At 65.6% G+C, this 23942-nt stretch carries 16 protein-coding genes and 1 pseudogene; 8 read left to right on the forward strand and 9 right to left on the reverse strand.

What is annotated here, in order from left to right; translation table 11 throughout:
* Positions 1 to 72 precede the first annotated feature (72 nt).
* The 3 genes from CA951_RS16900 (at position 73) to CA951_RS16910 (ending at position 4063) form a co-directional block, all read left to right on the forward strand.
* Positions 73 to 2211, forward strand: coding sequence for a helix-turn-helix domain-containing protein (locus CA951_RS16900; protein ID WP_087557937.1), 2139 nt, complete (start codon positions 73 to 75; stop codon positions 2209 to 2211).
* Between the two features lie 344 nt (positions 2212 to 2555).
* Entirely contained in the window at positions 2556 to 3173 is a 618-nt protein-coding gene (locus tag CA951_RS43800; protein ID WP_218780501.1) for a hypothetical protein, read from the forward strand.
* On the forward strand, positions 3173 to 4063 hold the full coding sequence (locus CA951_RS16910; protein ID WP_087557939.1) for a DUF6339 family protein: 891 nt from the start codon (positions 3173 to 3175) through the stop codon (positions 4061 to 4063). Before CA951_RS43800 ends, CA951_RS16910 begins: the two co-directional genes overlap by 1 nt.
* 37 nt (positions 4064 to 4100) lie before the next feature.
* Here CA951_RS16910 and CA951_RS16915 read toward each other — a convergent pair whose 3' ends face one another.
* From CA951_RS16915 to CA951_RS16950, 8 genes are all read right to left on the reverse strand, one after another.
* A complete protein-coding gene (locus tag CA951_RS16915) occupies positions 4101 to 5174 on the reverse strand; it encodes a DNA cytosine methyltransferase (RefSeq protein ID WP_256973842.1) in 1074 nt (357 codons plus the stop codon).
* Between the two features lie 71 nt (positions 5175 to 5245).
* Positions 5246 to 6388 carry a DNA cytosine methyltransferase gene (locus CA951_RS16920; protein ID WP_256973843.1) on the reverse strand — a complete coding sequence of 381 codons (1143 nt, stop codon included), beginning with the start codon at positions 6386 to 6388 and terminating at the stop codon, positions 5246 to 5248.
* A gap of 631 nt (positions 6389 to 7019) precedes the next feature.
* Positions 7020 to 7583: a hypothetical protein gene (locus tag CA951_RS16925; RefSeq protein WP_256973844.1), complete on the reverse strand. Its 564-nt coding sequence runs from the start codon at positions 7581 to 7583 to the stop codon at positions 7020 to 7022.
* 109 nt (positions 7584 to 7692) lie between these two features.
* Positions 7693 to 8862: a hypothetical protein gene (locus CA951_RS16930; protein ID WP_087557942.1), complete on the reverse strand. Its 1170-nt coding sequence runs from the start codon at positions 8860 to 8862 to the stop codon at positions 7693 to 7695.
* On the reverse strand, positions 8859 to 9869 hold the full coding sequence (locus CA951_RS16935; protein WP_087557943.1) for a hypothetical protein: 1011 nt from the start codon (positions 9867 to 9869) through the stop codon (positions 8859 to 8861). The genes CA951_RS16930 and CA951_RS16935 overlap by 4 nt, the downstream gene beginning before the upstream one ends.
* 28 nt (positions 9870 to 9897) lie before the next feature.
* A complete protein-coding gene (locus CA951_RS16940) occupies positions 9898 to 12642 on the reverse strand; it encodes a hypothetical protein (protein WP_087557944.1) in 2745 nt (914 codons plus the stop codon).
* Positions 12639 to 13103 (reverse strand): hypothetical protein, encoded by a 465-nt coding sequence (locus tag CA951_RS16945; protein WP_256973846.1) that lies wholly within the window; start codon positions 13101 to 13103, stop codon positions 12639 to 12641. Before CA951_RS16945 ends, CA951_RS16940 begins: the two co-directional genes overlap by 4 nt.
* A gap of 804 nt (positions 13104 to 13907) precedes the next feature.
* Positions 13908 to 15557: an NERD domain-containing protein gene (locus tag CA951_RS16950; RefSeq protein WP_087557945.1), complete on the reverse strand. Its 1650-nt coding sequence runs from the start codon at positions 15555 to 15557 to the stop codon at positions 13908 to 13910.
* Between the two features lie 78 nt (positions 15558 to 15635).
* On the opposite strand from CA951_RS16950, the gene CA951_RS16955 reads away from it, so the two are divergent.
* The 4 genes and pseudogenes from CA951_RS16955 (at position 15636) to CA951_RS16965 (ending at position 19927) form a co-directional block, all read left to right on the forward strand.
* Positions 15636 to 16055, forward strand: a complete 420-nt coding sequence (locus tag CA951_RS16955; protein WP_087557946.1) for a CoA-binding protein — start codon at positions 15636 to 15638, stop codon at positions 16053 to 16055.
* A 110-nt stretch (positions 16056 to 16165) separates the two neighbouring features.
* Positions 16166 to 16848: pseudogene (locus tag CA951_RS16960) on the forward strand (tellurium resistance protein).
* A gap of 349 nt (positions 16849 to 17197) precedes the next feature.
* A complete protein-coding gene (locus CA951_RS43465; RefSeq protein ID WP_179220217.1) occupies positions 17198 to 17356 on the forward strand; it encodes a hypothetical protein in 159 nt (52 codons plus the stop codon).
* A gap of 21 nt (positions 17357 to 17377) precedes the next feature.
* Positions 17378 to 19927: a LuxR family transcriptional regulator gene (locus CA951_RS16965; protein ID WP_256973850.1), complete on the forward strand. Its 2550-nt coding sequence runs from the start codon at positions 17378 to 17380 to the stop codon at positions 19925 to 19927.
* Here the strand turns inward: CA951_RS16965 and CA951_RS44285 are convergent.
* Positions 19906 to 20502: a hypothetical protein gene (locus CA951_RS44285; protein WP_256973851.1), complete on the reverse strand. Its 597-nt coding sequence runs from the start codon at positions 20500 to 20502 to the stop codon at positions 19906 to 19908. The genes CA951_RS16965 and CA951_RS44285 overlap by 22 nt on opposite strands.
* Here CA951_RS44285 and CA951_RS16970 point away from each other — a divergent pair.
* Positions 20501 to 23917 carry an Ig-like domain-containing protein gene (locus CA951_RS16970; protein WP_256973852.1) on the forward strand — a complete coding sequence of 1139 codons (3417 nt, stop codon included), beginning with the start codon at positions 20501 to 20503 and terminating at the stop codon, positions 23915 to 23917. The genes CA951_RS44285 and CA951_RS16970 overlap by 2 nt on opposite strands.
* Positions 23918 to 23942: the final 25 nt, after the last annotated feature.

A 23942-nucleotide genomic window follows, 5' to 3' on the forward strand; every position in this document is an offset into this window, starting at 1 on the left:
GGCCGTATCGGACCCGCGCTGATAGGCTCCGCGCGAGCACATGTACGCGACCGCCCAGGAGTATCGACTGCGATGACCTCGCCACAAGAGGACTTCGGCCCCTGGCTCGCGCAGAAGCTCCGCGCTACAGGCTCGACTCAAGCCCAACATGCCGAAGCGATCGGTGTCACTCGCGCCGCAGTATCCGCATGGATCTCCGGCAGATCTGAACCCAGCGATCAGATGCGAGCAAAGATTGCAACCGCACTCGACGTCGACCTGGAATCGATGGAGAGCAGCGGCGCCGCGGCCGAGGGGATCTCCGCCAAACCGCAGGTCAGGGCCGGTCAGGCCAGTGGCCCTCCCACGTTGCAGTGGCACCACCGTCCAGCCCATACCGATGGTGGTAGGGAGTACGGAAACGCGGCAGCCTTTGCGTTCAATGCCGACCTCTCGGTCCTCGCTCGCGAGGCGACACAGAACTCTCTCGACGAGCGGCTGAACCTCACTGCCCCTGTCCGCGTCGCCTATACCTTGCACGAGCTGACCGGAGATGCCCTGTCGAACTTCCTGACGGCCATTCACTGGAGTGAGCTGTCACCCCACTTCGACAGCGCCGCGGCAGGCGGGCAAAAAGTCGCTCGAAGTCTCCGTGCAGCACTGAACGATCTTGAAGAACGTGGCTCGATAGTCCTGCTACGCATCGACGATTTCAACGCTGCCGGACTGACCGGGCCCGAGTACGACGACGGACGATTCGCGGCGGTCGTGCGACGCCAGTTGGACAGTCACAAGCAATCAGCGGGCCGCGCAGGCGGGTCTTACGGCATCGGGAAGGCGACGCTATGGGCCACGAGCCGGTTCGGGCTTGTCCTAGCCAACTCGACCCTGTCAACACCGCACGAGGGTCGCACCGACCGGCGCGTGGTCGGTCGCCTCGATCTTCCATGGCACGAGATCGGCGGGTCCGCGTACGCAGGACCGGCTTGGTTCGGCGAGGAAGAGACCGACGCCGACCACAACGGGGTGTCCCGGTCCTGGTGGGCTGACGATGAACAGGTCCATCGGTTGCGACTCGATCGACGCTCCTGCGAACCCGGTACCTCCTTCCTGATCGTCGGTGCCCACGACGCGTCGGGAGACGCCGAAACTCTCCATGAAATGCACGAAAAGCTGGTCCGGGCGTTAGCAGACGGGTTCTGGGCGGCGATGGTCTGTGGTGCATCGTCCGGACCGTTTATGGAAGCTCGAGTAACCGCGATGCGGAACGACGAGGTTGTCATCGCCGAGCAGCGCGTCGATCCACACGAATTCCACCCTGCCCTCAACCGAGCACTGCGCGCCTATCTCGACGACGACACCGTCAACGAGCTCACCTCCGCCGAACAAGTAGCTCGCGCCACAGTTCCATTGATCGTGACTCCCCGCAGAGACGAAGGACGGGGTCGGGCGAAGGGGCTTCAGCATGACGCTGTGCTCCTGGTGACTCCGGCCGACGAATCGGCGACGACCACCAACCGGGTCGTGTGCATGCGTGGGAATCGAATGACGATCGTCGAGCACAGGCCGCGCGAGATCCCACTCGGGACGCCTCCGTTCCAGGCTGTTCTACTGGCCGGGTACGCAACGGGCCACGACGACGAGAGTGTCGAGGCCGCCGAAGCGTTTCTTCGCGCGTCAGAACCACCGGAGCACGACAAGTGGGACCGCACAGAAGAACTCACCTCGTCCTACGAGAAGGGAGCCCTCACGCGACTGAAGGAATTTCGCTCCGCCGTCGATCAGGCCGTCCGGGGGCTCGTGGGACAACAGGAGGCTGAGCGGGACCGGGGTCCGAAGGTTCTGCGAGATCTCCTCAAGCTCGATGCGCCGCCGGCAGTCAGAACTCGAAGTATTGCGGGCGCCGCGTCGGTTCGACACGTGCAGGGGCGGGTCGATGAAAGTGGCGCCTGGGTGGTCACCGTAACGGTCAAGGTTCCCGAGTCCGAAATGCCTTGGCTCCTGACCCCCGTCGCAAAATTCGAAGTGCGCTCGGGTGGACGTCCGACAGTTCGGTGGGCCGAACTCACTGCAACCGAGAACTGCCGAGTTGATGGCAGCGACCTAATGATCGAGGCCGGTATTCGGCAGGCGGCCTTCATCGGCATCACCGATCCGGCAACCCACCCGGTCCAGGGGAAATTCGCTCGACTGATTGTCGAGCTCCCCAAGTCTCGCGGAGGTTCATCGTGAAACCGGTCTACTCCTACCCGGTTCTGATCGGCGATGTGGATCTGACGGTTATCTCAGTGAAGATCGACGAGGATGCACTCCCCTATTCGATGGTTTCGGGTCCGGAACGCACCGTCGCATTGCACACTTCAGGCCGAGTAGCATGGTCGACCGCTCGCCTCGAACTGAAGGCAACGCTGCCGGATCGCGAGATCTCGGAGGGCGAGTGGGCCGACGTGTCGTGCCTCGCAGTGTTGACTGAGAAGGCGACCAACACGCGCACTACCCAACAACTCGTCCGACACTCGGACGACACATGGATTGGGACACTCGAGATGTCACGTGCTCGGCATTCACGACGTGCGGTGCTGTCACTGGTAGTCACCGCCACCGTCGACGAATTCCCCGGACGCGCCATCGGCGGAATCGAGCAAGACTGGTACGTGGACGTTTCCGCCTCCAAGCCGGTTCGCCAACGCGACGTCGACATCCTCGAGGAGGATTTCCGGGACGGCCCGGAATGGCTTCGTGCGTACAAGGGCTCGGCGTGGATCGTCGACATGTCGGCGAATGTTCCTCGCGTGTACCTCAATACAACTGCAGTCGAGGGTCTCGTCGACTTGATGAACGGAGCTGCCGGCAGCGTCGAAGAGCGAGTTGTCCGCGACCTCGCCGCCGGTCAAATCGCACAGGACGCGTGGACCGCAATGTTCCACTCGGCGATCAGTGACCTCGACGTCGACGAGGACGGCACGCCCTTGATCCCCGGAGGGTGGCGTGAGTCGGTATTGAGGGCGATGCTCCCTGACGTCTTCCCGGACCGGCAACTCACCGACGCTCTGTACGAGCTTGAACGACAGAGGACAGACGGAGCGGGGTGGTCCGAGATTCAGACCCGGATCCAGTATGCGGCCGGTCGCCGCAGCCAACTCACCCGTAAGCTCACAACCGCCGTGCGGTCCGCGCATCAGAGAGGAAAATGATGCCTGGAGATTACCGCATTCCAGATGCCATTGGGCTACTACCTTCTCCCGTAGTAGCGAAACACCTCGGTCGCGGGATTCAGACCGGCGTCGAGAATCCACCGATTTCCACGCTGGTCAAATCCTCGATCATCAAGGATGAAGGAGACGCACGGTGGCGGCCGCGGCCGGTACGCGACTTGCTCGACGAAGCGATGGAACGCTTCGACCACAAGCGCACAGAAGCCGACGGCTGGCTGGCTCCGCGCCTGCACGCAACACTTCGAATGTCCCGCAACGAAGCGGTCGACGAGCGAATATGGAACTACCTCGCTCTGGTCGTCGCATCCGACTATGTCGTGTGGCGACACAAGAGTGGTGGTGTCGCCCAACCCGCGCGCTTCAGTGGACCGCACTACACCCAGGCATTCTCGAGACTCTGGTGGGCGGCCGAGTTGTTCCGAGACGGCCACGACTATAGCCCCGTCGAAGTCGCGTGCGGAGTGCAGGACGTTCTCAATACGACCATGCGCCTCGACGTGATCGACCACAGACCGACAGCGCAAGCAATTCTGCGAGTACTGAGCAGGCTAGCTGCGGACGGATCACCGCACCTCGGCGACCAAGTCAATGCCCTCTCGTCTGCCGTGAACACGGCGGGGAGCACGCTCGTCTACGACGTCCTCGCACCGGATTCTCCAACCGATGACGAAGCGGTCGAACGGTGGATCGACGAAGCCCAAAGCATGGCACCGGTTCTTTGGGAGATTCTTCCGGACGGACCCGACGACGGCCGCGTTCCGCCGGCATCTGTCAATACCCTCGTATGGCATTTCGAAGAGTTGCTTGCCGACGCGCCCAAGCGAAAACGCTCACGTCATTCAGCAGCTGACGAGGCAGATCTGGGCTGATCACGATGAGTGACTGATCCGAAAGTCCCGCATACTGTCAGCGCGCCAAACCGTGCTTGCTTCGCTCCCAGGACCCGGTACGGGCGGCTTCGAAGAAGTTCTCGTCGAGGTCGATACCTAGTGCCGATGCGATGACGTGTGCAGCGAGGCGGGGCGGAATCGCGTTGCCGATCTGCTGAGCGATGGCCTTACCGCCCCACGGATAGTCCTTCGGAAAGGTCTGCAGCTGAGCGGCCTCGGTATCGGTGAATCGCCCGAGCTCGGCGCCCTCTGCGGTGACAATGCGGTTGCGGCTGATCTTTCCGGTCACAGTTGCAGCGGGCTCGTTCGAGGTGCGTCGCCCCCGCGCACGAGGATCACCACCCGAGCCATAGTTGGACACCACCACGAAGTCCTCGGAGCGACCGAGGGCGGCCTGCATGGTTTCCCACGGCAGCCGATCCTCCAGTCCTTCATCACGCGAGACCCCTTTGCGAAAGGCCCGGTGCGTCGGAGTCGGCAAAGTGGGGGTGCGGTGACGGTGCGCGACCAGGATTGCGCGCCGTCTCGTCTGCGGTACGCCGAACTCCTCGGTGCGGAGCACACCGCAGTCAACCTTGTAGCCGAGACCGTCGAGTGCTTCGCCCATCGACTCCCACACCGGAAGTACAGTCGGAACCTGCTCGAGAATTACTGCGTCGTAGGGTATTCCGAGTTCGCTTGCCTCAATCACCCAGCGGAGTGGCTCGAGTACTAATCCGGTTCGTTCGTCGTCGAGACTTGCAATAGAAGCAGACACGTCGACGCCCGCAGCCATCTGCTTGACGAGGGACAAGACCTCATCGAGAGCTTTTCGGCCTGACCCGGCCCCAGCCATGGTGTAGGTCTGGCACGGTGGCCCACCTGCCAGGACCGTTGCGTCCGGAAACTCGGCCGGCCCGAGCGAACGAACATCCGCCTTATCGGTACCGAGACCGGCTTTACTTCGGGTAGCACACGCATCTGCGTCCCACTCGATCCCATGCACCGGAATCCCCAACCAGTGCGCCGCGACGTCAAGTCCGCCCGGACCCGCGAAAAGATCGACGATATGGTACTTCATCGTCTTGCTCGCAGACTTCGGTGGGGCCATGGTCGAGCAGCCTATTACCTCGCACCGACAAACTCGATGAGGGGTGGCGTCGCACCGCGGGACGTTCCGTGCTAGCGCAACGCAACGCCGATCGCCCTCCCAAGCGCGTAGGCGAGTGGCGGCGGCATCGCATTCGCGATCTGCCGGTATCGAGCGGTCTTCCTACCTGAGATGGTCCAGTCGGAAGGGAATCCTTGCAACCGTGCCACCTGCTCGACGGTCAGCCGCACCATCCCTTTCCGCCCGGCCTGGGGATCCCACAGAAAATCGTGTGCCGGTACTTCGTCCCCAACAGTGCCGCCATCGACACCCAACCGCGCCCACGCCCGTTTCGACCCCGTCGGCCCCAGATCAGCACCACCCCGGTCCCACGATCCGCCGACCAGGGTCGGAGCCGGCCGATCAGCTCGGGCAGCCCAGTCGTCCGCCTCGTACCATCCCTGAGCACGCATCGAAGTTCGTAGCGCCTCACCGACCGACTGCCGGACGCCCGAACCGCGCGGAGTCTCGAATCGCTCGGCCGCCTTTCCTTCGATCGCCACGAGGACCCCGTGCTTCCTATCCTGCGGCACCCCATGATCGACGGCGTTGATCACGAACCACCGAAGACCGTAACCAAGGTGCGCAAGCTCGCCCTCCATGAACGCTCGGATGCCGGCGTAGGCGTCACTGGTCACCAAGTCCGGAACATTGTCGATCAGCAAGGCACGCGGTCGTACCGCATGCGCCAACCAGACGGTTGCCTTCAACAGGTCGAATTCGTCCCCCGGACCGGGGGTTCTCGCGACAGCTGCGGTACCGCGCAGCCGAGGCAGACCCGCGGCGAGTAAGTCGACTCCGTAGACCTGCTGGTCGTCCACGGGGTCGAACTCCAGCAGGTCGATCGCACGAACATCCCAGTGCGGGCGATTCAATCTCAAGGTGTCGCACGCAACCGGACGGTTCTCGATGACGAGGACCGGATCGAATCCGGCCTGTTCCAGGCCCAGCGCCAATCCGCCGGCACCCGCACAGACTTCAATCGACGTGAAATGACCCGATGCTGCCGCAAACCGCGAACTGTCATCATCTGGGGTCGTCTCAGCCGCACTCGTTCCATAATCCATCTCCCCCAGGCTAGCGGATCGTGGATCTTCCTCCTGCGCCCCGACACTCGGCCCATGCCACGGCGCCGCCCCTAGCTCAACCGTACGCGCGGGGCAGGCTACACCCACACCCCCGCTGCGCAAGCATCCATCGCACAAGGTCGAGGCATCGGAAGGGTGAGATCCCGCTGTCGTGGGGCGAGCGAGCCGTGCGCGAGATGAACTTGTCGTCACGTGGAGCGGGAAGCGGTCAGAGCTGATCCACAGTGAAGGCGTGGAATGACCGATTTGGTGTCAATCGTCAGCCCGATTGTATCGACGCTCCGAAAGCCGACCGAAAAGCCAACACTCCCCCGGCTGACGCAGGCCTTGTCATACCGTTGCGATACCTTGCCGTTCACACAGGTCTTGCACTCACAATAGGAGATACGAGATGGCGATGTGCCCAGGAGTTGGTAAAAAGGGCGAGCGCGAGTTCGTCAATGGATACGAAGACTGGTACGTGAACTGCCCAGAGTGCGGAGCACGGTGGGTGGGCGGCGGTCCCATCTTGGTCGACCACGAGGACGCGCGCGGACGGCGATGACCACCGGCTTACACGCCGACACACGAATGGGATGACTGTAGAGATTGGCGTCAGACAGTTGGACGGCTATACCTCCACTGCCGCCTATCTCGCGCACGTGGGCGATCACACCTGTGCGATCAACTGCCCTCGGAAACCACCGCACCGGACATCCGAGTCGCTCAGTAATCGCGCTCAGTGGTTGTCACATATTCCGCTGCTTGGTAACTGCACGAAGCACTGCGCGCATAGAGCAACTGGTGCCTCAATCTTGCTTCTAGCCTTCTTTCGAGCTGCCATGACATCCGGTGGAAGTGCTGCGACGCCCCCACCCTCGGGGATTGTTGCCCCGAAATACCTATAGCAATCCAACCGCGCCTGTGCGGCGTGCTGATCGAGATCGTCAGGAATTTCAACACCCGCCACCTGCAGAACGTATCGATATCCCTCGCCGACAGTCTGATCTTGGCGGACGCAAAGGGCCGTCAGCGACGGCAACTCCTCCTGATGGCATCTGTCGACGACCTTGCCGAGGACAGCACCGATCCAATTTCGCATTTGTGAACGGGAACGAACACCGGTCCTGTTCTGGACGAGCTCAGCCAATTCCTTATACGTGATGAACCGGTGGTAATGACCGGCGACCTCCACGAGCGCGTCGTACGCCGCAATGGCCCACGCCGCCTTCGCCTCATCGAATGGCACGTGAGAGCCGTCTGCAACCTTCCAAGTCCCAGGTGTTTCTACTGTGTCGGACATGTGCACCTCACCCTGACAGAGCGATTGATGGTTTCAAAACACCTGCACGACATTCTTTCTGATGCAGGACGCACGACAAGGGCCTCCTCGCCGGTATCGGAGACCACCACTACACCCACACCCCCCGCTGCGTGAGGATCCAGCGCACGGGGTCGAGGCATCGGAAGGGTGAGATCCCGCTGTCGTGGAGGCGATCTCCGACGGGTGATTCGCCCAGTGCCGAGACGGCGAAGAACCGGCTCGGCAGGGCGTTGCCGACGGGCGGCTGGTCCACCGACATCACCATCGACCGTGCTTCGAGCTTGTCGAGCAGGCTGCGTACCTCTTCGTGCAGCAGCTGCCCGTCCGTCTCGTGGTACGGCGCGCGCTGGAGGCTCGGATCGCGCAGGAAGGCCGCGCCCCGCTGAGACATGATCTCGCTCCAGTCGCTGCCCTCCACGCGCTCGAGGGCTTGCAGCGCATCGAACTTCGACAGCACGACCGCGAGATTCGGGGTCCCGGTCCCGATGATCGACAGCACGGTCCGCAGCACCGACCGCGGGTCGCCGCCGACGCGCTCCTGCGCGGGCACCAGGTCGTGCAGCTGCTGCCGCACCGATTCGACCTTCAGCGGATCGAACATGAACACCACACCGTCGGCCTGCGCGAAGAACTGCATGTGCGTTTCATCCACGTTGCCGGGGTTCTCCAGGTCCTCCCCCGCCACATCCCGGATCACGAGGTACTGCCGGGTGTCGTCCCGCAGGCCCGGGCCGAGGCTGAAGATCAGCGGCTCTCGCTGATACGGGTTGCCGGTGTGTGAGGCCGGCGTCGACTCGAGGATGCCGCGTTCCTCGAACAGCGGCCGCTCGTAGTGCTCGCGGAAGTTCACCTCGGTCTCGCCGGTGGCGGGTTCCACCACCCGGTTCAGCCGCTCCCCCAGCAACTGCAGCGTCTTCACCAAAGCCGCGATATACACGGTCTTTCCGGTGGCACGCGCACCGGCCATTGCGATGCACGCTGCGCGACCGTCACGCCACCCGGCGGGCAGCCGGAAGTGGCACTGCGGGCACACCTCCACGGCCGGCCCGCCGGCCTTGCCCGTCGCGTAGTCGTCGTCGGGGACCCAGTCGTCGGCGGCGTCGGCCGGGCGCTGGAGTTCGAAGATCTTCCCCGACCGCACCTGGCTGCCGTGGTATTTGGTGGCGACGTCGTCGACCTCGACGTCCGTCGGGGCAACAGCCATCCACGCAAACCGGTCACCGGTCAGGGCCGTGAAACACCGCGGGCACTTCGTCATCGTCGTACGCCTTCCGAAAACAAGCTCGCCGACACATCGGCCAGAAGCGAGGTCACCACTACAGACAGACTCGACAGCTCGGGCGCTGCACTGGACGGCACCGCGGTGACACCGGGCCCACTCTCGGCCGTGTCTCCGACGAGCACGAGGTGGCGGATCACGGTGTCGGTGCATGCACGGTCCCAGTCGGCGGGCACGGCATCGGTCACCGTGAACGCCAGGGTGCGGGTGTCACGCTCACTCCGGTCGACGGCCGCCGAACGGAAACCCATCCCGAGGGCAGCCGAGTCGAGCTCGGCCTGAACCTGATTCGCGACGTCTCGCAGTTCGGCGCCGGGCAGGGTCGTCACCGTGTGGCCGATCAGCCGGACGGCCAGCTCTTCGCGGGTGCCCACCACTGCCGCGACCCCGGAGAGCATGTCGATCACCGTGCGGACGCTGCCGTCGTCGATGCGAGACAGCATCGACATGGTGGTGTCGACGTCGGCCTCCACGTCGAAGCGGCGCGGTTCGGGCAGCCGGTCGAGCGCGAGGGCGCTGCGCGCCGCCGACCGGGCACGGGAACCCACGTCGGTGAGGGACACGTCGACGGCGGTGCGGCGGGCGGTGATCGCGAGCCTCGACCCCGCGGGGGCGATCGTCGCCAACTCCACCTGGTGCAGCCCCGACACGTCGACGGGGGTCAGCTCGGCGCGCTCGGAGTCGAGGTCGCGACTGCTGTCGACGCCGATCGTCACCTGCAGCACCGTCCCGTCCGGGAACGCCGCCGTCTCGCCGTCCGGCCGGGCCACGACCACGATCTCGGTGTCGACCCGCGGCAGGATCAGCAGGCCGACCCGCGGATACAGCGCCGGTTCGGCGGGCCTGCCGTCGAGCAGCGTGGCGCGCACCGCGACGGCCGTGGTGACCGCGTCGACGGTGACCGCGAGCGGCCGATTGGGCAGTTCGACGCGGCCCGCACCGTTCAGCACATATCCCGACATCAGTTCGATCCCTTTCCCCTGCATGCGTTGCGCATGCGTACTGTCGTCCCGCTCATCGCCGACCCGACCGTTCGTGAGCGAGCAGCACGAATCCTGATTCGATGTCCTCGAGCCAACTCGACGCGAACCGCGCATACGCGTCCCCGGCGCGGAATCGATCGGCGACGTCGTGGCGTTCGCGCATCTCGGCGCGCAGCGAGGCCGACACCTCGAAGGTGCCGACGGGACCGCGGTAGTCACCGTCCCCCATGACGATCGACGCGACCTGCTCGAGCAGCGACCGTCGCGCCTGCACCGGCCCGACCTGGAGTCGGCACAGCAGGTCGTCGCGGTTCAGCACCGATTCGATGTGCGGGGCCGCCGGCGAGCTGAGCACCGCCGACCGGATCACCCAGTGCTCATTGAGGGCACCGCTCCGCACCAGATCGACCAGCGCGGTGACCGCGAAATCCGAGTCCTGATCCACCGCACGCGCCAACGCGTCGACGTGACTCGCGGGCATCGTCGGCATGTAGGTGCCGTTGTGCGGCGGGAAGAACTGGAACCCGGCGACCGCGACCACGGCCAGGCGGACGAGGAGATCCTGCGGTAGCTGCGCCGGGCAGGCGTCGCCGTAGTCCTTCAGCACCGGCCAGCCGTGCCGGTCCAGCGCGCGCCGGAGCCGCGGATCGTCGATCCGGTCCCACTGATCCTGCGCCCGGATGAGCGCCCACGACACCGCCAGCGCGTCGACGGGGTGCGCGGCGCCGGAGACCGTCGAGGCAGCGCTGCGGTTCGCGTCGATGTGCTTGACGATCATCTCCACCTCCGGTCCCCACGGCTCGAGCACGAGAACCGGCAACAGGAACCGGGGTGCGACGTGATCGGGGAACGCGCCGACGAGTTCGCACCACTGCGCGACCGTCCAGGCGTACGCGTCGACGAGCGCATCGACATCGCTGGGCGCCCAGCCACCCGCGCTTCCTTCGTACAGCGACCGCCAGAGGGCAAGCGACGCATAGCCTTCCCACGCCTTCCTGTGAACCGCGGTGCCGCTCTTGACCACCGAGAACACCGCGTCGGCGACGATGGCACACAGCGGTTCGGCGCAGCGTGACGGCGCCGCGGTCAGTTCCTCGGCGGTCGGTACCCGGACCTCGTCGACGAGCCAGCGCAGAACGTCAGGCGCCAGCCGGGCGCCGAGCGGGCGGCCGGCGAAATCGGGGTGCCCGACCACCGCCGACTGCAGCAGACGGCAGGTGTCGGTTCCGACGGCGCGGAGCCCGGCGACCAGTGCGGGGCCCGCCTCGTGATCGCACAGGACCGGGACGACGACGCGGTCGAGCAGCTCGGCGGCGAGGTCGCGGCCGGAGTCGCCGACGAGGTGTGCGTGCAGCAGCAGGTCGAGTGTCTTCACCGCATCGTGCGCGGTACCAGTGGCATCGGCCGCTTGGCTGGTCACGAGCGCCGACAGGGCCTTCTCGGCGGCCCGCTCGAGATCCTCCGACGGGGGCCACATGGCGAACAGGGCGAACTCGGCGGGGCCGGTGGCTCGGATCCAATCACGGTCGGCGAGGGCCCGATACGTGAGAACCCGTCCGGCCACGTCCCACACCACCGGTGCCGGCCGGCCGTCCTGCTGCCAGTCGGAGACCACGCGCCACGCCTCACTCGTCGTTCCGGGCAGGTGTTCGTCCACCACGTGCGCGACGACCGCCAGCTCGTCGGGGAATGCGGTCAGCGTGTCCGGCGACTGCGCGAGCACCACGGCGGTGGCCTCGGGCAGGGCGTCGTGCAGTTCGGGATTCGCGAGCACGGCCATCGCGACCGGCCAGGCATTGGCGAGGTCGCGGTCCCCCACGGCGGTGGCCAGGGTGTCCTGGCGGTCGAGCGCGCGTCGGGCGCTGCCGGGATCGACGAGCACGGTCTGCGCGAGCACCGACCACGCCGTGACCGGCACCAGCTGCCCCGTCGCGGTCCGATGCGGTTCCCCACCCCATTCGCCGAGGTCGGGGGTGTCGGTCTCACCGAGGACGACGCAGCCGTCCAGCGCGTCCACGGCGTCGCGGGCCGGCACGCAGGCCAGGTGCACTCCCCGGGACAGGGTGTCGACGACGGTCGAGCTGCGGTCGAAGGTCGACCACCCGAATGTCTGCGCCGCACCGGGCGACATGAAATGGGAGACCGCGCCGATCCACAGTGCGGCATGATCCGCGTCGGCGCACCCCAGCACGACACCGGGGCCACCGTGCATCGCCTGGTCCACCGCATCCAGCAGCAGACCCAGCACCCCCACGCGCCACGTTCCGGGATCGAGCAGGAAGTCCAGAATGGCTGCGCGATCGATTATTCCGGTCGGCGTCGGTGCGCTGCCGGGGAGTTCGGCGGCCGCGACCGCGTCCGCGCCGTACGGGGCGAGCCAGTCGGGCGAACCCCACCGTTCGATCGGGCGGACGGCAGTGTCCGGCGCGCGGTCGAGGACGACGTGCGCGAAGACATTGCCGGGCCGCCCGGACGCGTCGGCGCCGGCGGGCACCGTGTGCCAGTAGCAGCCGCCGGTCTCCGTCGGCACGTACACCAGGCGCCGCGGTCGCGCCGCGATGTCGGCCGGTGTCGGGAACTGCGGCAGTGCCTGCGGGGAGTCGAATCGGGTCGCCACACCGGCGCGCATGAATTCCTGCTCGGCGGCGCTGACGCCGTCGCTGACGTCCTTGACCTGCCAGCCGCCGCCCACGCGGCCCCGGTCGGGGGCGTCGAACGACGTGTAGGTGAGTTGACCGAACCGCGGCGGTCCGGGTGTCTGCTGCGGTGCGCTCATTCCACCGGTCCGGGCGGAACGTCGAGCAGGCGCAGCTGATCGACCGGCGGATCGATCAGCGCGAGAGTCCGGTTGGTCTCCGGCCGCACGTCGGCGAAGACGCGCAGGAATCCGACCCTGCCGGACACGTCGGCCGTCCAGGGCTGCCCGAATTCCTTGCGCAGACCGCGCGGGTGGAAACTGCGGGCCCCGGCCGTGGTCTGGCCGTCGCCGCGGACCTCGAGCGGCTCGCCGTCGCGGGCGCTGAGCGGCAGCCGCCCGGCGTTGAACACGACGACGAACGGCGGTGCCGTCGGCAACTCCAGTTCGGATGCGAGCCGGATGACGGCGGTGGCGGCGTTCCCGGTCGGCGACCGCTTCGTCTCCAGCCGGTACTCGATGCGCAGCAGGCCCGGGTACTCGACGGTGGCCGGGATTCCGACGATCCGTTCACCCGCCGTGTAGGCGACGGGGACGGTCACGACGAGGATGCGTCGGTGGACGGACGATCCCGAGAGGTCTCGTAATCGCTGAAGTCGAAGGGATTGGTCATCGAGGCACAAATTTCTCTCGCGATAGGGCGCAGTCGCACGGGGAACCAGGTGTGGTGATCGAACATTCCATCGCGACATTGCGACGAGCGTTACACGAGCGATGATGAAACAGTAAGCGGCACAGTGAGTCACAGATACCGCGGACGTCGGCGTCGCCCAGCAGACGGCACCGCGGCCACATCAGAATCGGCGGCGTCGACCACGCGCGCCCGTCCCCCTCAATTCTTTAAACGTCGAACTATGCTGCCGAAATTACACCCCGCCTCCGACACGTTTCCCGATCAACGCGTCGGAGGGGCCGAGATTCATTCAAGCGGATGACAACACCCCCACTCCTCGGCCAGCCGCCCGCCTCAGAGCACGTTAGTTGAAACTAATACCAGACAAACCTGCCGTCACACATACCCGCGACCGCCGTGGTGATGCAGCTAATAAATTGCGCCCCACCGAAACCGGGTCAATACACCGTTCGACCGACACGGCTGTGCGAAATAGGGACTTTCGGCCCTAGCCCGCGCTGGTGTCAGTGCATTATGAGAACTGGACGTCCGGCGAGTTCACTACGGGATCGGGGCACCCTAGTTCGGATGTAGGAAGTTGCCGTGGGCTCCGGGAGGGGGTTGGGATTCGCCCTGCGGGATAACGCGCCCAGCGCAATCAAGGACGAAGGGCAATGGCCCAGAGCATCCGCTCGAAGTGCGAGCGTCGTTGGGGCTCCATGATGCGGTCCCGTCAGACCCCCATTCGTTTTGCCAACTCCGCTCCCCCGACCTCGCGGATGAAGTCCGGATTGCCGCACACGACGAGCTGATCCCTCGCCCGCGACAAGCCGACATACAGCCGCTCCCGCGAACGCTCCTGCACCACCTTCTCATTGAGCGCCAGCACGACAGCACGCCGTTCGAGTCCTTTGAATCCCAGGACGTGACCGTAGAACACCTGCTCGGTATCCCAGAAGCTGTCCCAGTACGCCGCGTTGCCCTCCGTCTGCCGGCTCACCTGCTCCGGGTGACGGCTGCCCGTGGCAAGCAATGCCAGATCCTCCGGACGCCACCCCTCGTCCATCAACGAATCGATCTGGTCGTCGGCAACCGTCAGCGCGTCCTCCGCCGCGCAGGGCACGAAAAGCACCTCGGGGCCTTCCCCACCGAGCAGGCGCATCCGCTGCCCGACCAGAGGTGTGAACGAGTCCGCGATCTGGCGGGTGTTTCTCAGATTGTGATCGAGCACCAACGGGACCAATTGAATCGGCGGAACGCCCTGCCTGTCGAATACTCGCTGCCCCTCATCACTGAATACGTAGATTGCGCCTGCTTCGTCGTCGCGCAGCGCTGCCAGCAGCGGACCCCACCAGTCGTCGGCGAAATCCTGCGCCTCGTCCACGACCACCGCGTCGAACCGGTCGCGCAACGGCAATTCCGACGCCAACTCCGCCATGTGGCGCGGTAGATCGTGTTCCCAGAACTGCACGGTGTCGGTGTTGCGGATGCTCTTGTCCGGGCCCTCGGGCGCTCCCCACCGTTGACCGAGTGCGTGGAACTCGCCCACGTACGCTGGACGCTCCTTGTAGGACCAGGTGGCGGTCAACCGCTCGCGATACGACGCCAACCCGTGCGAGTAGCAGATGAGCGCCACCCGCTGCCCCTGCTTCGCCAACCGCCGCGCCTTCTCGACCGCGAGGAACGTCTTGCCGCTTCCGGCGCCACCCCGCACCTCGACCCGGTGCAACAGCCGGATCGCGTCGAGTATCACCGACTGCTGGGCGGTGAGTGCATCGGCCGCGTCTTCGTTCGCGATCGCCCTCGCAACCACGTCGCGTTGCGGCAGTCCACGTCCGGAGAGGACCGTAGTGAGCTGATCGATCCCGTCTTCGGGCAGAGCCGGGCGGTCCAACTGCTGACCGGACAGCACCTTCTGCAGTCGCGACACGACGTCACCCAGGTCGGCCCGATCAATCACCTTCCAGCGTGGGCATTCCGGCAGTCCGAAGTCGTCGGCGAGTTCCGTGTTGGGGAAGACCACCACGTGGTCCCAACGCAACCGCCCGTGACTCCAGCGCGGGTCGGCTTCCACATAGCTGCGCAGGGCATACAGCGCATCGCGTGCTTGCCGAACCGGGTGGATGATCGTCGGCCCTTTTCGCTGCTCCTGGTACCAATCGGTGCCGTCGTGCCAGATCTGCCCGCCCTTCACCTCCAGGCAGACGATCCCGTACCCCTCGAGCGCCACCACGAAGTCGATCTCGTGGTCCTTGAGTCGGTCGGTGACCCGCTGGTTTGCCACCACCAGGTCACCATCACCGAGCTGACCCAACAGCGCATTCCACACCGATTCCTCGGAACCATTCACCAGGCGCGGATTCTCGGGGATGCGGATCACCATGCGGATACTTTCGCACGGACGGTTCAGTTCAGCTCAGCGATCCCGGCCGAAGTCCGCGGTGAGTAGTAGTTTTGCGGTGTGAACACTTCGTGGCAGGACTCCGGTGCCGTCTCGTCGATGCTCGACGACTGGGAGACGTGGGCGATCGTCGGGCTCTCCGGCAATCCCGACCGAACGGCGTACCGCATCGCGGAGTTGCTGCAGCGCCGGGGAAAACGAATCGTCCCCATCCATCCCACCGCGCCGACCGTGCTCGGCGAGCAGGGGTACGCCACTCTCGCGGACGTCCCGTTCCCCATCGATGTCGTCGATGTCTTCCGTCAGTCCGAGGCCGCCGGAGAGTTCGCGGACCAGGCCGTCGAAGTGGGCGCGAAAGGCGTCTGGTTCCAGTTGGGAGTCATCGACGAGGCCGCGTTCCAGCGCACGACCGCGAAGGGCGTCGCCATGGTGATGGACACCTGCCCCGCGATCGAGTGGAGCGCGCGCGATTCAGCGTGACCGTGGCCGAGCGGAGTGGGGGCCCCGACTACGGCTACCCTGGACCGAAATCGTGCAAATCGGACAACGGTCTGAAACGATCCGCTCAGCCAATCGGAAGGTTCTCACCTGTGGCCATCGACTACACCCGCCGCCCGTCCACCCCTACCGCACCGCAGGGCGGAGTGAGCCTCAGCAAAGTCACACTGTCGAAGGCCGCGCCCTCGGTCAGCCTCACTAAGTCGGGTGAGCGACAGGGTGCGATGCGGGTCAATCTCAACTGGTCGACGGGCGCAACGCCGCAGCCGAAGAAGGCCGGCTTCTTCGCGAAACTTGCGGCCGCCGGAATAATGGCATCGACCTGGACCTCGGCTGTCTCTACGAACTGGCCGACGGATCGAAGGGTGTCGTCCAAGCGCTCGGCAACACTTTCGGTTCGCTGCAGTCCCCGCCGTTCATCAAGCTCGACGCCGACGACCGGACCGGCACCGCGACCGGCGGCGAGAATATGCAGATCAACCTCGACCGACCGGAAATGTTCAAGCGCATCCTCATCTTCGCGATGATCTACGACGGCGCACCCAACTGGGCAGCCGTGGACGGCGTCGTCACCCTCTACCCCACCAGCGGCCCCGAGGTGGAGGTGCGCCTGGACTCGGGGAACAGCTCCGCTCGCATCTGCGCCATCGCGATACTGCAGAACACCGGGCAGGGCATCACCGTGACGCGCGAAGTGAAGTACGTCGAAGGCAGCCAGGCCGATCTTGACAAGGCCTACAGCTGGGGCATGAAGTGGGCGGCCGGGCGCAAGTAGCGGAGCCCGCGGCGGCGGACGCGGCGCCTCGGTCGGTCGGATTGGATAAGGGTCGCGGGGTAGCTGCCCACTGGGATTGTCGCGCGGGCGGCGTGGATGTTCATGGCGTCGGGGGTGTAGCCGCGGGCGAATTGCTCAATGGGAGTGTGGATTTCTGGTGTCGGCTGCAGTGTGGTGAGTCGTTGGTCGAGCCAGGTTTCGAAGCGAGCCAGGCGGGGGTCGCCGCGGCTGGCGACGAAATTCCCTGCACCGCCCAAGAAGTGATCCGGTCGTGTCTGGTCGGTGCGCGCGGACCGCGGATGGACTCGGCTGTGGTCGGCGCGCGTTGCCAAGCAGAAGGTACGGGCTGATGCGCGAGAAGAAGCACAAACCGAGACCCGAACCCGGTGTACTGAGCACGGGCGCGCGGGTGCTGGTGCGCCGGCCGTCCGAAGAAGCTCAGACGGGTCGGATCATCGAGCTGGAAGACGCAAGGCGTCAGGGATCGATGATTTCCCGCGCCTACTAACACAGTAGTTAAGATTGGACCGTGGACGATGTCTGGCCGCTTATTGGCAGAGATGAGGAACTGCGGCGCATCTGGGCGACTATCGAAGGCTCAGGTGATGGCTCTGGGGTTCTTGTAGCAGGCGGTGTCGGTGTTGGCAAGAGCCGGTTGGCGAGTGCCGCTGTCGCCGTACTTGCCAAACGGCACGCCGTCCGGTGGGTCACCGCTACCGCCTCGGCCCGAACTCTTCCGTTGGGAGCGTTTGCTCAATGGGCACCGACCTCGCAGGCCGACCCGATGATGGTCATCCATACCGTCATCAAAGCGCTCACTGCCGGCGACAAGCCCGTAGTCGTGGCCGTCGACGACGTTCACCTGCTCGACGACCTGTCCGTCGTCGTCATCCAACAACTCGTGCAGCGCGGCCTTGCCAGGGTCGTGCTCACCCTGCGCGGCACAGAACCGGCCCCCGATACCATCACCACCCTCTGGAAAGACGGGTTTCTCAACCGGCTCGATTTAGACCCCTTGCGCGAGAACGACACTGAACGCTTGCTTTCGCAAGCGCTCGCTGGGCCCGTCGCCCCCGCAACGGCGGCCGAACTGTGGAACCTGACCCGCGGCAACGTGCTGTTCCTGCGGCATCTCGTTCGCCAGGAACGGGACGCCGGACGGCTCGTGAGCGACGTCGGCACCTGGCGGTTGATTGGTGAACCCGTCGTCTCACCCACCCTCGCCAAACTGATTACCGGCCAGCTTGGTTCGCTGACCGATGACACGGCGGAAGTCCTCGACTACCTCGCGATTGGCGAACCCATTGACGGCACGGTGTTGGAAATCCTCACCAGCCCGCATGCGGTCAAGGAAGTGCATTCCCGCGGTCTCATCGACATGACCAGCGACAACGGCGATATCGCCGTCCGCCTCAGCCACCCCCTCTACGGTGAAGTCCGTCGCAGCACTGGCAACCTCCTACAACTGCGCCGCCTGCGCGGCCGTCTCGCAACCGCTCTTTCTACCCGCGCTGATCCAACACCCGCAGCTTTGTTGCGACGGGCATTGCTGACGCTCGAATCCGACCTGCCGCCCGACCTTGGGCTTTACCTCGCCGCCACCGCCACCGCACTACGGCTCCACGATGCTCCCCTCGCCCTTCGTTTCGCGGACGCCGGACATATATCTGACAGCGGCTTTCAAGGCGCGATGCTGCACTACTGGGTGCTCAATCACGTCGGTCGGGCACAGGATGCATTCACCCTGCTCGAGGCGCTCGATCAGAACGCGCTAACGATCGAGGAGCAACGGCGACTGTCCGTTATGCGAGTCGGCACCCTCTGCTGGAGCCTCGGCGATCCCGAACGGGCGAGGCAAGAACTCTCAGTCGCCATGGTAGCGCCCTATAACCACAAATCATCCGAGCTAGCCGCGTTCGAAGCACTCCTCGAGTCGGTGCAAGGCCGACCTGACCGCGCGATCGCCGCAGGAAACGTGGTCTTTCAGGCTGCGCCGAGCGATATGGCATTCGTGCTCACCTCATGCGCCCTGGTCATTGCCCACGGTTACTCGGGAAATGCCGTCAAGGTTTCTCCGTTGACCAAGCGGGCCTCCGCTTTGGTCGCAACATCGAGTGATGCTTCCGCGCTGGAGTACGGGATCGTCTACTTCCACATCGAAGCAATGTTCATCGCGGGGTACCTTCAGGCCGCGCAACAAGTCATGACCCAGTTTGTCGAGTATGCCGCGAGCACTCCCGGAACCATAGGATTGTTTGTCTCATTGCTCCACAGCTACGTTGACCTGTCCCAAGGTCGTCTGAGCGCTGCGCTCGAGGTTCTGAACAGGGCGGATCGCGAATTCCGTACCACCACGTACGACAGGTCAGCTGTCGTCAGCTGCCGGGTTTACCTGATTCTCGCGTTATCGCATCGCGGGGACGGGAAACGCGCAGCGGAGCTGGTGCGCGATCTCGACACGCTTAATCCTTACGGCTTCCTCCGATCAGCGTGCACCCTCGCCAAAGCATGGGCTGCGGCCGCCCAGGAGATGATCGCCGATGCAATCCGCCTCGCCCGGACGGCGGCCGCGATCGCGGCCGAACGCGGCCACTTCGGCCAAGAACTCCTGTGTCTGCAAGCCGCATCGCAATTCGGCGATCGCACCACAGCGCACCGGGTGAACGAGCTCACCGCGCTCGTCGACGGGCCACGCGTCCACGCCGTTGCGCTGCATGCCAACGGTCTGACCAGCGTCAACGGCGAAAAACTCACCGAAGCCTCACGGCGGTACGAAGAAATCGGTGACATCGTCGCAGCGACCGATGCCTCCGCCCAAGCCGGAACTCTCTTCCGCGAACAGCAGCATCACGGTTCCGCACTGACAGCCATCGAACGTGCCAGGATGCTGGCAGGCACCCACCGCGGACTCAACACTCCCGCACTGCGCAAAGCTCGCGAAACCACCCCACTCACGAGGCGGCAGCGCGAAATCGTCGCCCTCGTCTCCCAGGGCTTCACCAACAAAGAGATCGCCGAACGCCTCGGAGTCTCCATCCGCACAGTCGAAGGCCACCGCTACCACGCCAGACTGCGCTGATCGTGCGTCGCCGCAGTAACCGGAAAATCGCGTAGTCGACTACGCGGTTCAGATCCGCGACTGAGCGTGACGATCATTGCTGTCCCATGCAACTCGAGAAGCGCTTCGAGGCGATAAGCCAGCCCAGCGCCCGGATGGTGTGTCCGGACTGCAGTTCGAGGCGTCCTCATGGAGGAGTAACCCATGAATAACGACAAGCACCTCAAGCACTTCGGCGAGCTGGCGGTGGCAGTGGGCATAGGGCTTGCGGTCGTGCCGGCAGGAATGGCGGTGGCAGCACCGTCCGTCGGCGACTCGTCCGCGTCGTCTAGTTCCGACTCGTCCGACCAGACATCGTCCGACCGGGGTTCCACGGACCGATCCACCGATGGGACTTCATCGGATAGGACATCATCCGGCGCATCGGTTACCGACTCGGACTCGTCGAGCGGCAGATCCGGATCGTCGACGATCGGCGACTCGACCACGGACTCGCAATCCACATCCGGCACAGATTCGGAATCGACCTCCACCTCCGGCACCGATACCCGATCCACCGCGGGCACCGAATCCACGTCCACCACGAGCGACGACATGAACGGGTCCGACGCGACGACCCCCGACACCGCCACGGCGCCCGACCCTACGACACCCGACGTCTCGTCGACGGCGAACGGCGGTGGTATGCCGGATTCGGCCGCGACTGCAGACGGGTCCGCACAGGTCGGATCGAGTTCTGCCGCCACGGCACCAGCCACGATCGACGAGTCCGGTGTCGCGAGCGCGCCGCCTGACCGGCCTCCGGAAGGAGCAGTCACCGAGCGATCGGATTCGGCCGCGTCCTCGACCTCCTCACAGGGTGACGACCGCGCACCTGCCGGCGGCGACAATGTGTCGAACCTGTCGACCACCCCGGTGATGGACGGATCCGGCACGGCTCTCGACCTCGCCGCGGCGGAGACCCCGGCAGTGCGCGAACTCGTCCCGGAGGCGCCGGCAGCAGTCCTGGAAGCAGTACCGGCGACGGCTCCCGCGATCACTGCGATCACTGCGATCGACGCGACGACAGCGCTGACGCGTGGGGTATCCGACACCCCTTCCGATGCACCGCAGGTCGGGACGCTGGCATTGGGACCGTCTCTCCCCGCCCCGGCGGTGGACGTCGCATCCAGCGTCGTGTCGAAGGTGCTCGGAGCCCTCGGGCTACGTCCGTTCCTGTCGAATGACCCACAGGTACCGATCGAGTCGCCGACGTTCTGGGCGCTGGCCGCGGCATGGTGCCGTCGACAGGAGAAGGTATTCACCACCGACGCGAGCCAATCGCTGGCTGCCGCACCCGTCACGACCAGCGAGCCGATCGAATCGTTCGCCGTCGCGAGCACCGCCTCCACCGTCACGAACTCTGCATCCACTGCCGGGCCGATCGTCGGTGTGCCCGAGCGCAGCACCGGTGTGGTGCGCGGCTCGATCAATGCGTCCGGAAACCAACTTCGTTACACGGTCACCGGACCGCCGAGCGGCGGAACGGTCACCGTCGACGCGACCGGCGGCTTCATCTACACCCCCACCCAGGCAGCGCGCCAGGCGGCCTCTGCGGACGCGCTGAACCCGGCCGCGCTGGACCCGAGTGCCAATTACGACTCGTTCACCGTCACCGTCACAGACGTCCAGTCCGGCAACCGGGTGGACGTGCCGGTGCAGGTGCCGGTGTCTGCGGCACAGATGAAGGTCGTGCAGTCCACCACCGTCGGGTCCAATCCGTCCGGTGCGGTGTTCGCCGGCACCAAAACCTATGTGGCAAACCAGGGTTCGAAGAGCGTCTCCGTGCTCGACGCAAACAACGCCGTCGTCGGCTCGGTGACCGTCGGCACCTCGCCGACGGGCGTCGCGGCCAACCCGGCCGGCACGCGGGTGTACGTCACCAACAGCGGCAGCGGCAACGTGTCGGTGATCGACACCGTCACGAACAAAGTCGTCGCCACCGTCACGACCGGCACCACACCCAACGCCGTCGCCGTCAACCCCACCGGCACCCGTGCGTACGTGACCAACAGCAGCAGCGGCACCGTGTCGGTGATCGACACCGCCACCAACAAGGTCGTCGCCACCGTCACGACCGGCACCACACCCAACGCCGTCGCCGTCAACCCCACCGGCACCCGTGCGTACGTGACCAACAGCAGCAGCGGCACCGTGTCGGTGATCGACACCGCCACCAACAAGGTCGTCGCCACCGTCGGGGTCGGCACCACACCCAACGCCGTCGCCGTCAACCCCACCGGCACCCGTGTGTACGTGACCAACCGCGGCAGCAACACCGTCTCGGTCATCGACACCGCCACCAACAAGGTCGTCGGCACCGTCGCCGTCGGGTCGCGGCCGACCGCCGTGCGTGTCAGCTACGACGGCAGCGCTGCGTACGTCGTGACCGACTCGGATCGGTTGTGGGTGATCGACACCGCGACCACCAAGGTGGTGTCGAATGTCGGTATCGACGACTTGTCCCCCGAGGCCGGCGCGCACAGCATCGCCATGAGCGCCGACGGCACTCGGTGGCTGGTCACCGACGCCGTCGACGGGCGGGTGCGGGCCGTGTCTCTCACTCAGGTCAACTCCGCGCCATCCGCGGCATCGACGGTCGGCGCTCCCAGCACGTCCGACGGCGCGGTTGCGATCACGCTCCCGCCCGACCCCGACGGCGACCCCGTGACCTTCACCTACACCGCACCACCGTCCGGTTCCGTCGTCGCCACCGGGGACGGGGCGTTCGTCTTCACCCCGACCGCCGCAGCCCGAGACCTCGCCCGACAGTCGGAGGGACCGGACGCCGCCAGTTTCACCATCACCGTCAGAGACGCCCAGTACGTGACCAACGTCAACGTCACCGTCCCGATCACGCCGGCGCCTGCCGCGGGCGTGTTCGACGTCGACTCGACATCGATCCCGGCGGGAGGCAGCCCGACCGGCGCGGTTCTCGTCGGCGACCGGCTGTACGTCGTGAGCGAGGACGGCTTCGTGCAGGTCGTCGACCGCGACACCAACACGGTCGTCGGGGCGCCGATCGCGGTCGACTGGGCGTCGTCGAACATCGCGGCCGCCCCGACGATCGACCGGGTGTACGTCAACAGCCCATGGGCCGGCACCATCTCGGTGATCGACACGACCACCGACACCGTCGTCGACACGATCTGGCTGCCCACCTCCCCCGACTACCAGGGCTATTCCCTGGCGCAGGAGTTGGCCGTCAGCCCCGACGGGACGCGCCTCTACGCCAGCGGTGAGGACGGCACCGTGTCGGTCATCGACCCCGCAACGAACGACGTGATCACCTCCCAGCCCCTCGGATACTTCACCGATCTGGCCATCAGCGAGGACGGCCGTCGCCTGTACGGCACGAGCGGCGCGTCCGTTACCGTGATCGACACCGAATCCATGACGGCGATCAGCACCCTGAGGGTCGGGCCTGTGTGGGACCTCACCCGCCCGAGCAGCGAGTTCACCGATGTCACCAGCAGTGTCGCTGTCAACGCGGACGGCACCCGAGCCTATGCCACCTACCACGTCACCACGGTGGAGCTCGCCAGCGGCGGCTACTCCAACGGACAGTTCATCACCGACAGCAGCGGACGACTCTGGCGCGTGACAGGCGGATACGAGGTCGTCGCGGTGATCGACGTCGACCCGTCCACTACCACCTACGGGACCCCGCTCGCGACCGTCCGGCTGCCCGAGGGAGCGCAAGACGTGGCGATCAGCGCGGACGGCGATCTGCTCTACGTCTCCGGCGCGGACGGCCGGACCGTCTCGGTGGTCGACGCCTCGACATACGCCGTCCTCGGGACCTTCGTGACCGACCCGGACGGCTCGACCTCCGGGCAGTACGGCCCCTACCGATTCCTGCTCGTCGATCCGGACACCGGCGGAACGCTGTACGTCACCGACTACGCCGACGGCGCCGTGTATGCAGTCACCGGCGCACCGGGCGCCGCGTCAGTAGCGATGTCATCCTGACCGCCGCGGCCGCGCAATCGTTGAC

This window comes from Rhodococcus sp. NCIMB 12038, assembly GCF_002165735.1.
Lineage (GTDB): Bacteria > Actinomycetota > Actinomycetes > Mycobacteriales > Mycobacteriaceae > Rhodococcus_F.

Coding starts and splice junctions, on each gene's coding strand:
- CA951_RS44285 (WP_256973851.1), bottom strand. CDS start 20,502: ATGTCGTCGCTCGTGGTGGACGTGGATTCGGTGCCCGCGGTGGATCGG.
- CA951_RS43465 (WP_179220217.1), top strand. CDS start 17,198: ATGCGCGAGAAGAAGCACAAACCGAGACCCGAACCCGGTGTACTGAGC.
- CA951_RS16910 (WP_087557939.1), top strand. CDS start 3,173: ATGCCTGGAGATTACCGCATTCCAGATGCCATTGGGCTACTACCTTCT.
- CA951_RS16930 (WP_087557942.1), bottom strand. CDS start 8,862: ATGACGAAGTGCCCGCGGTGTTTCACGGCCCTGACCGGTGACCGGTTT.
- CA951_RS16940 (WP_087557944.1), bottom strand. CDS start 12,642: ATGAGCGCACCGCAGCAGACACCCGGACCGCCGCGGTTCGGTCAACTC.
- CA951_RS16950 (WP_087557945.1), bottom strand. CDS start 15,557: ATGGTGATCCGCATCCCCGAGAATCCGCGCCTGGTGAATGGTTCCGAG.
- CA951_RS16925 (WP_256973844.1), bottom strand. CDS start 7,583: ATGTCCGACACAGTAGAAACACCTGGGACTTGGAAGGTTGCAGACGGC.
- CA951_RS16915 (WP_256973842.1), bottom strand. CDS start 5,174: ATGGCCCCACCGAAGTCTGCGAGCAAGACGATGAAGTACCATATCGTC.
- CA951_RS16970 (WP_256973852.1), top strand. CDS start 20,501: ATGAACGGGTCCGACGCGACGACCCCCGACACCGCCACGGCGCCCGAC.
- CA951_RS16900 (WP_087557937.1), top strand. CDS start 73: ATGACCTCGCCACAAGAGGACTTCGGCCCCTGGCTCGCGCAGAAGCTC.
- CA951_RS16935 (WP_087557943.1), bottom strand. CDS start 9,869: ATGCAGGGGAAAGGGATCGAACTGATGTCGGGATATGTGCTGAACGGT.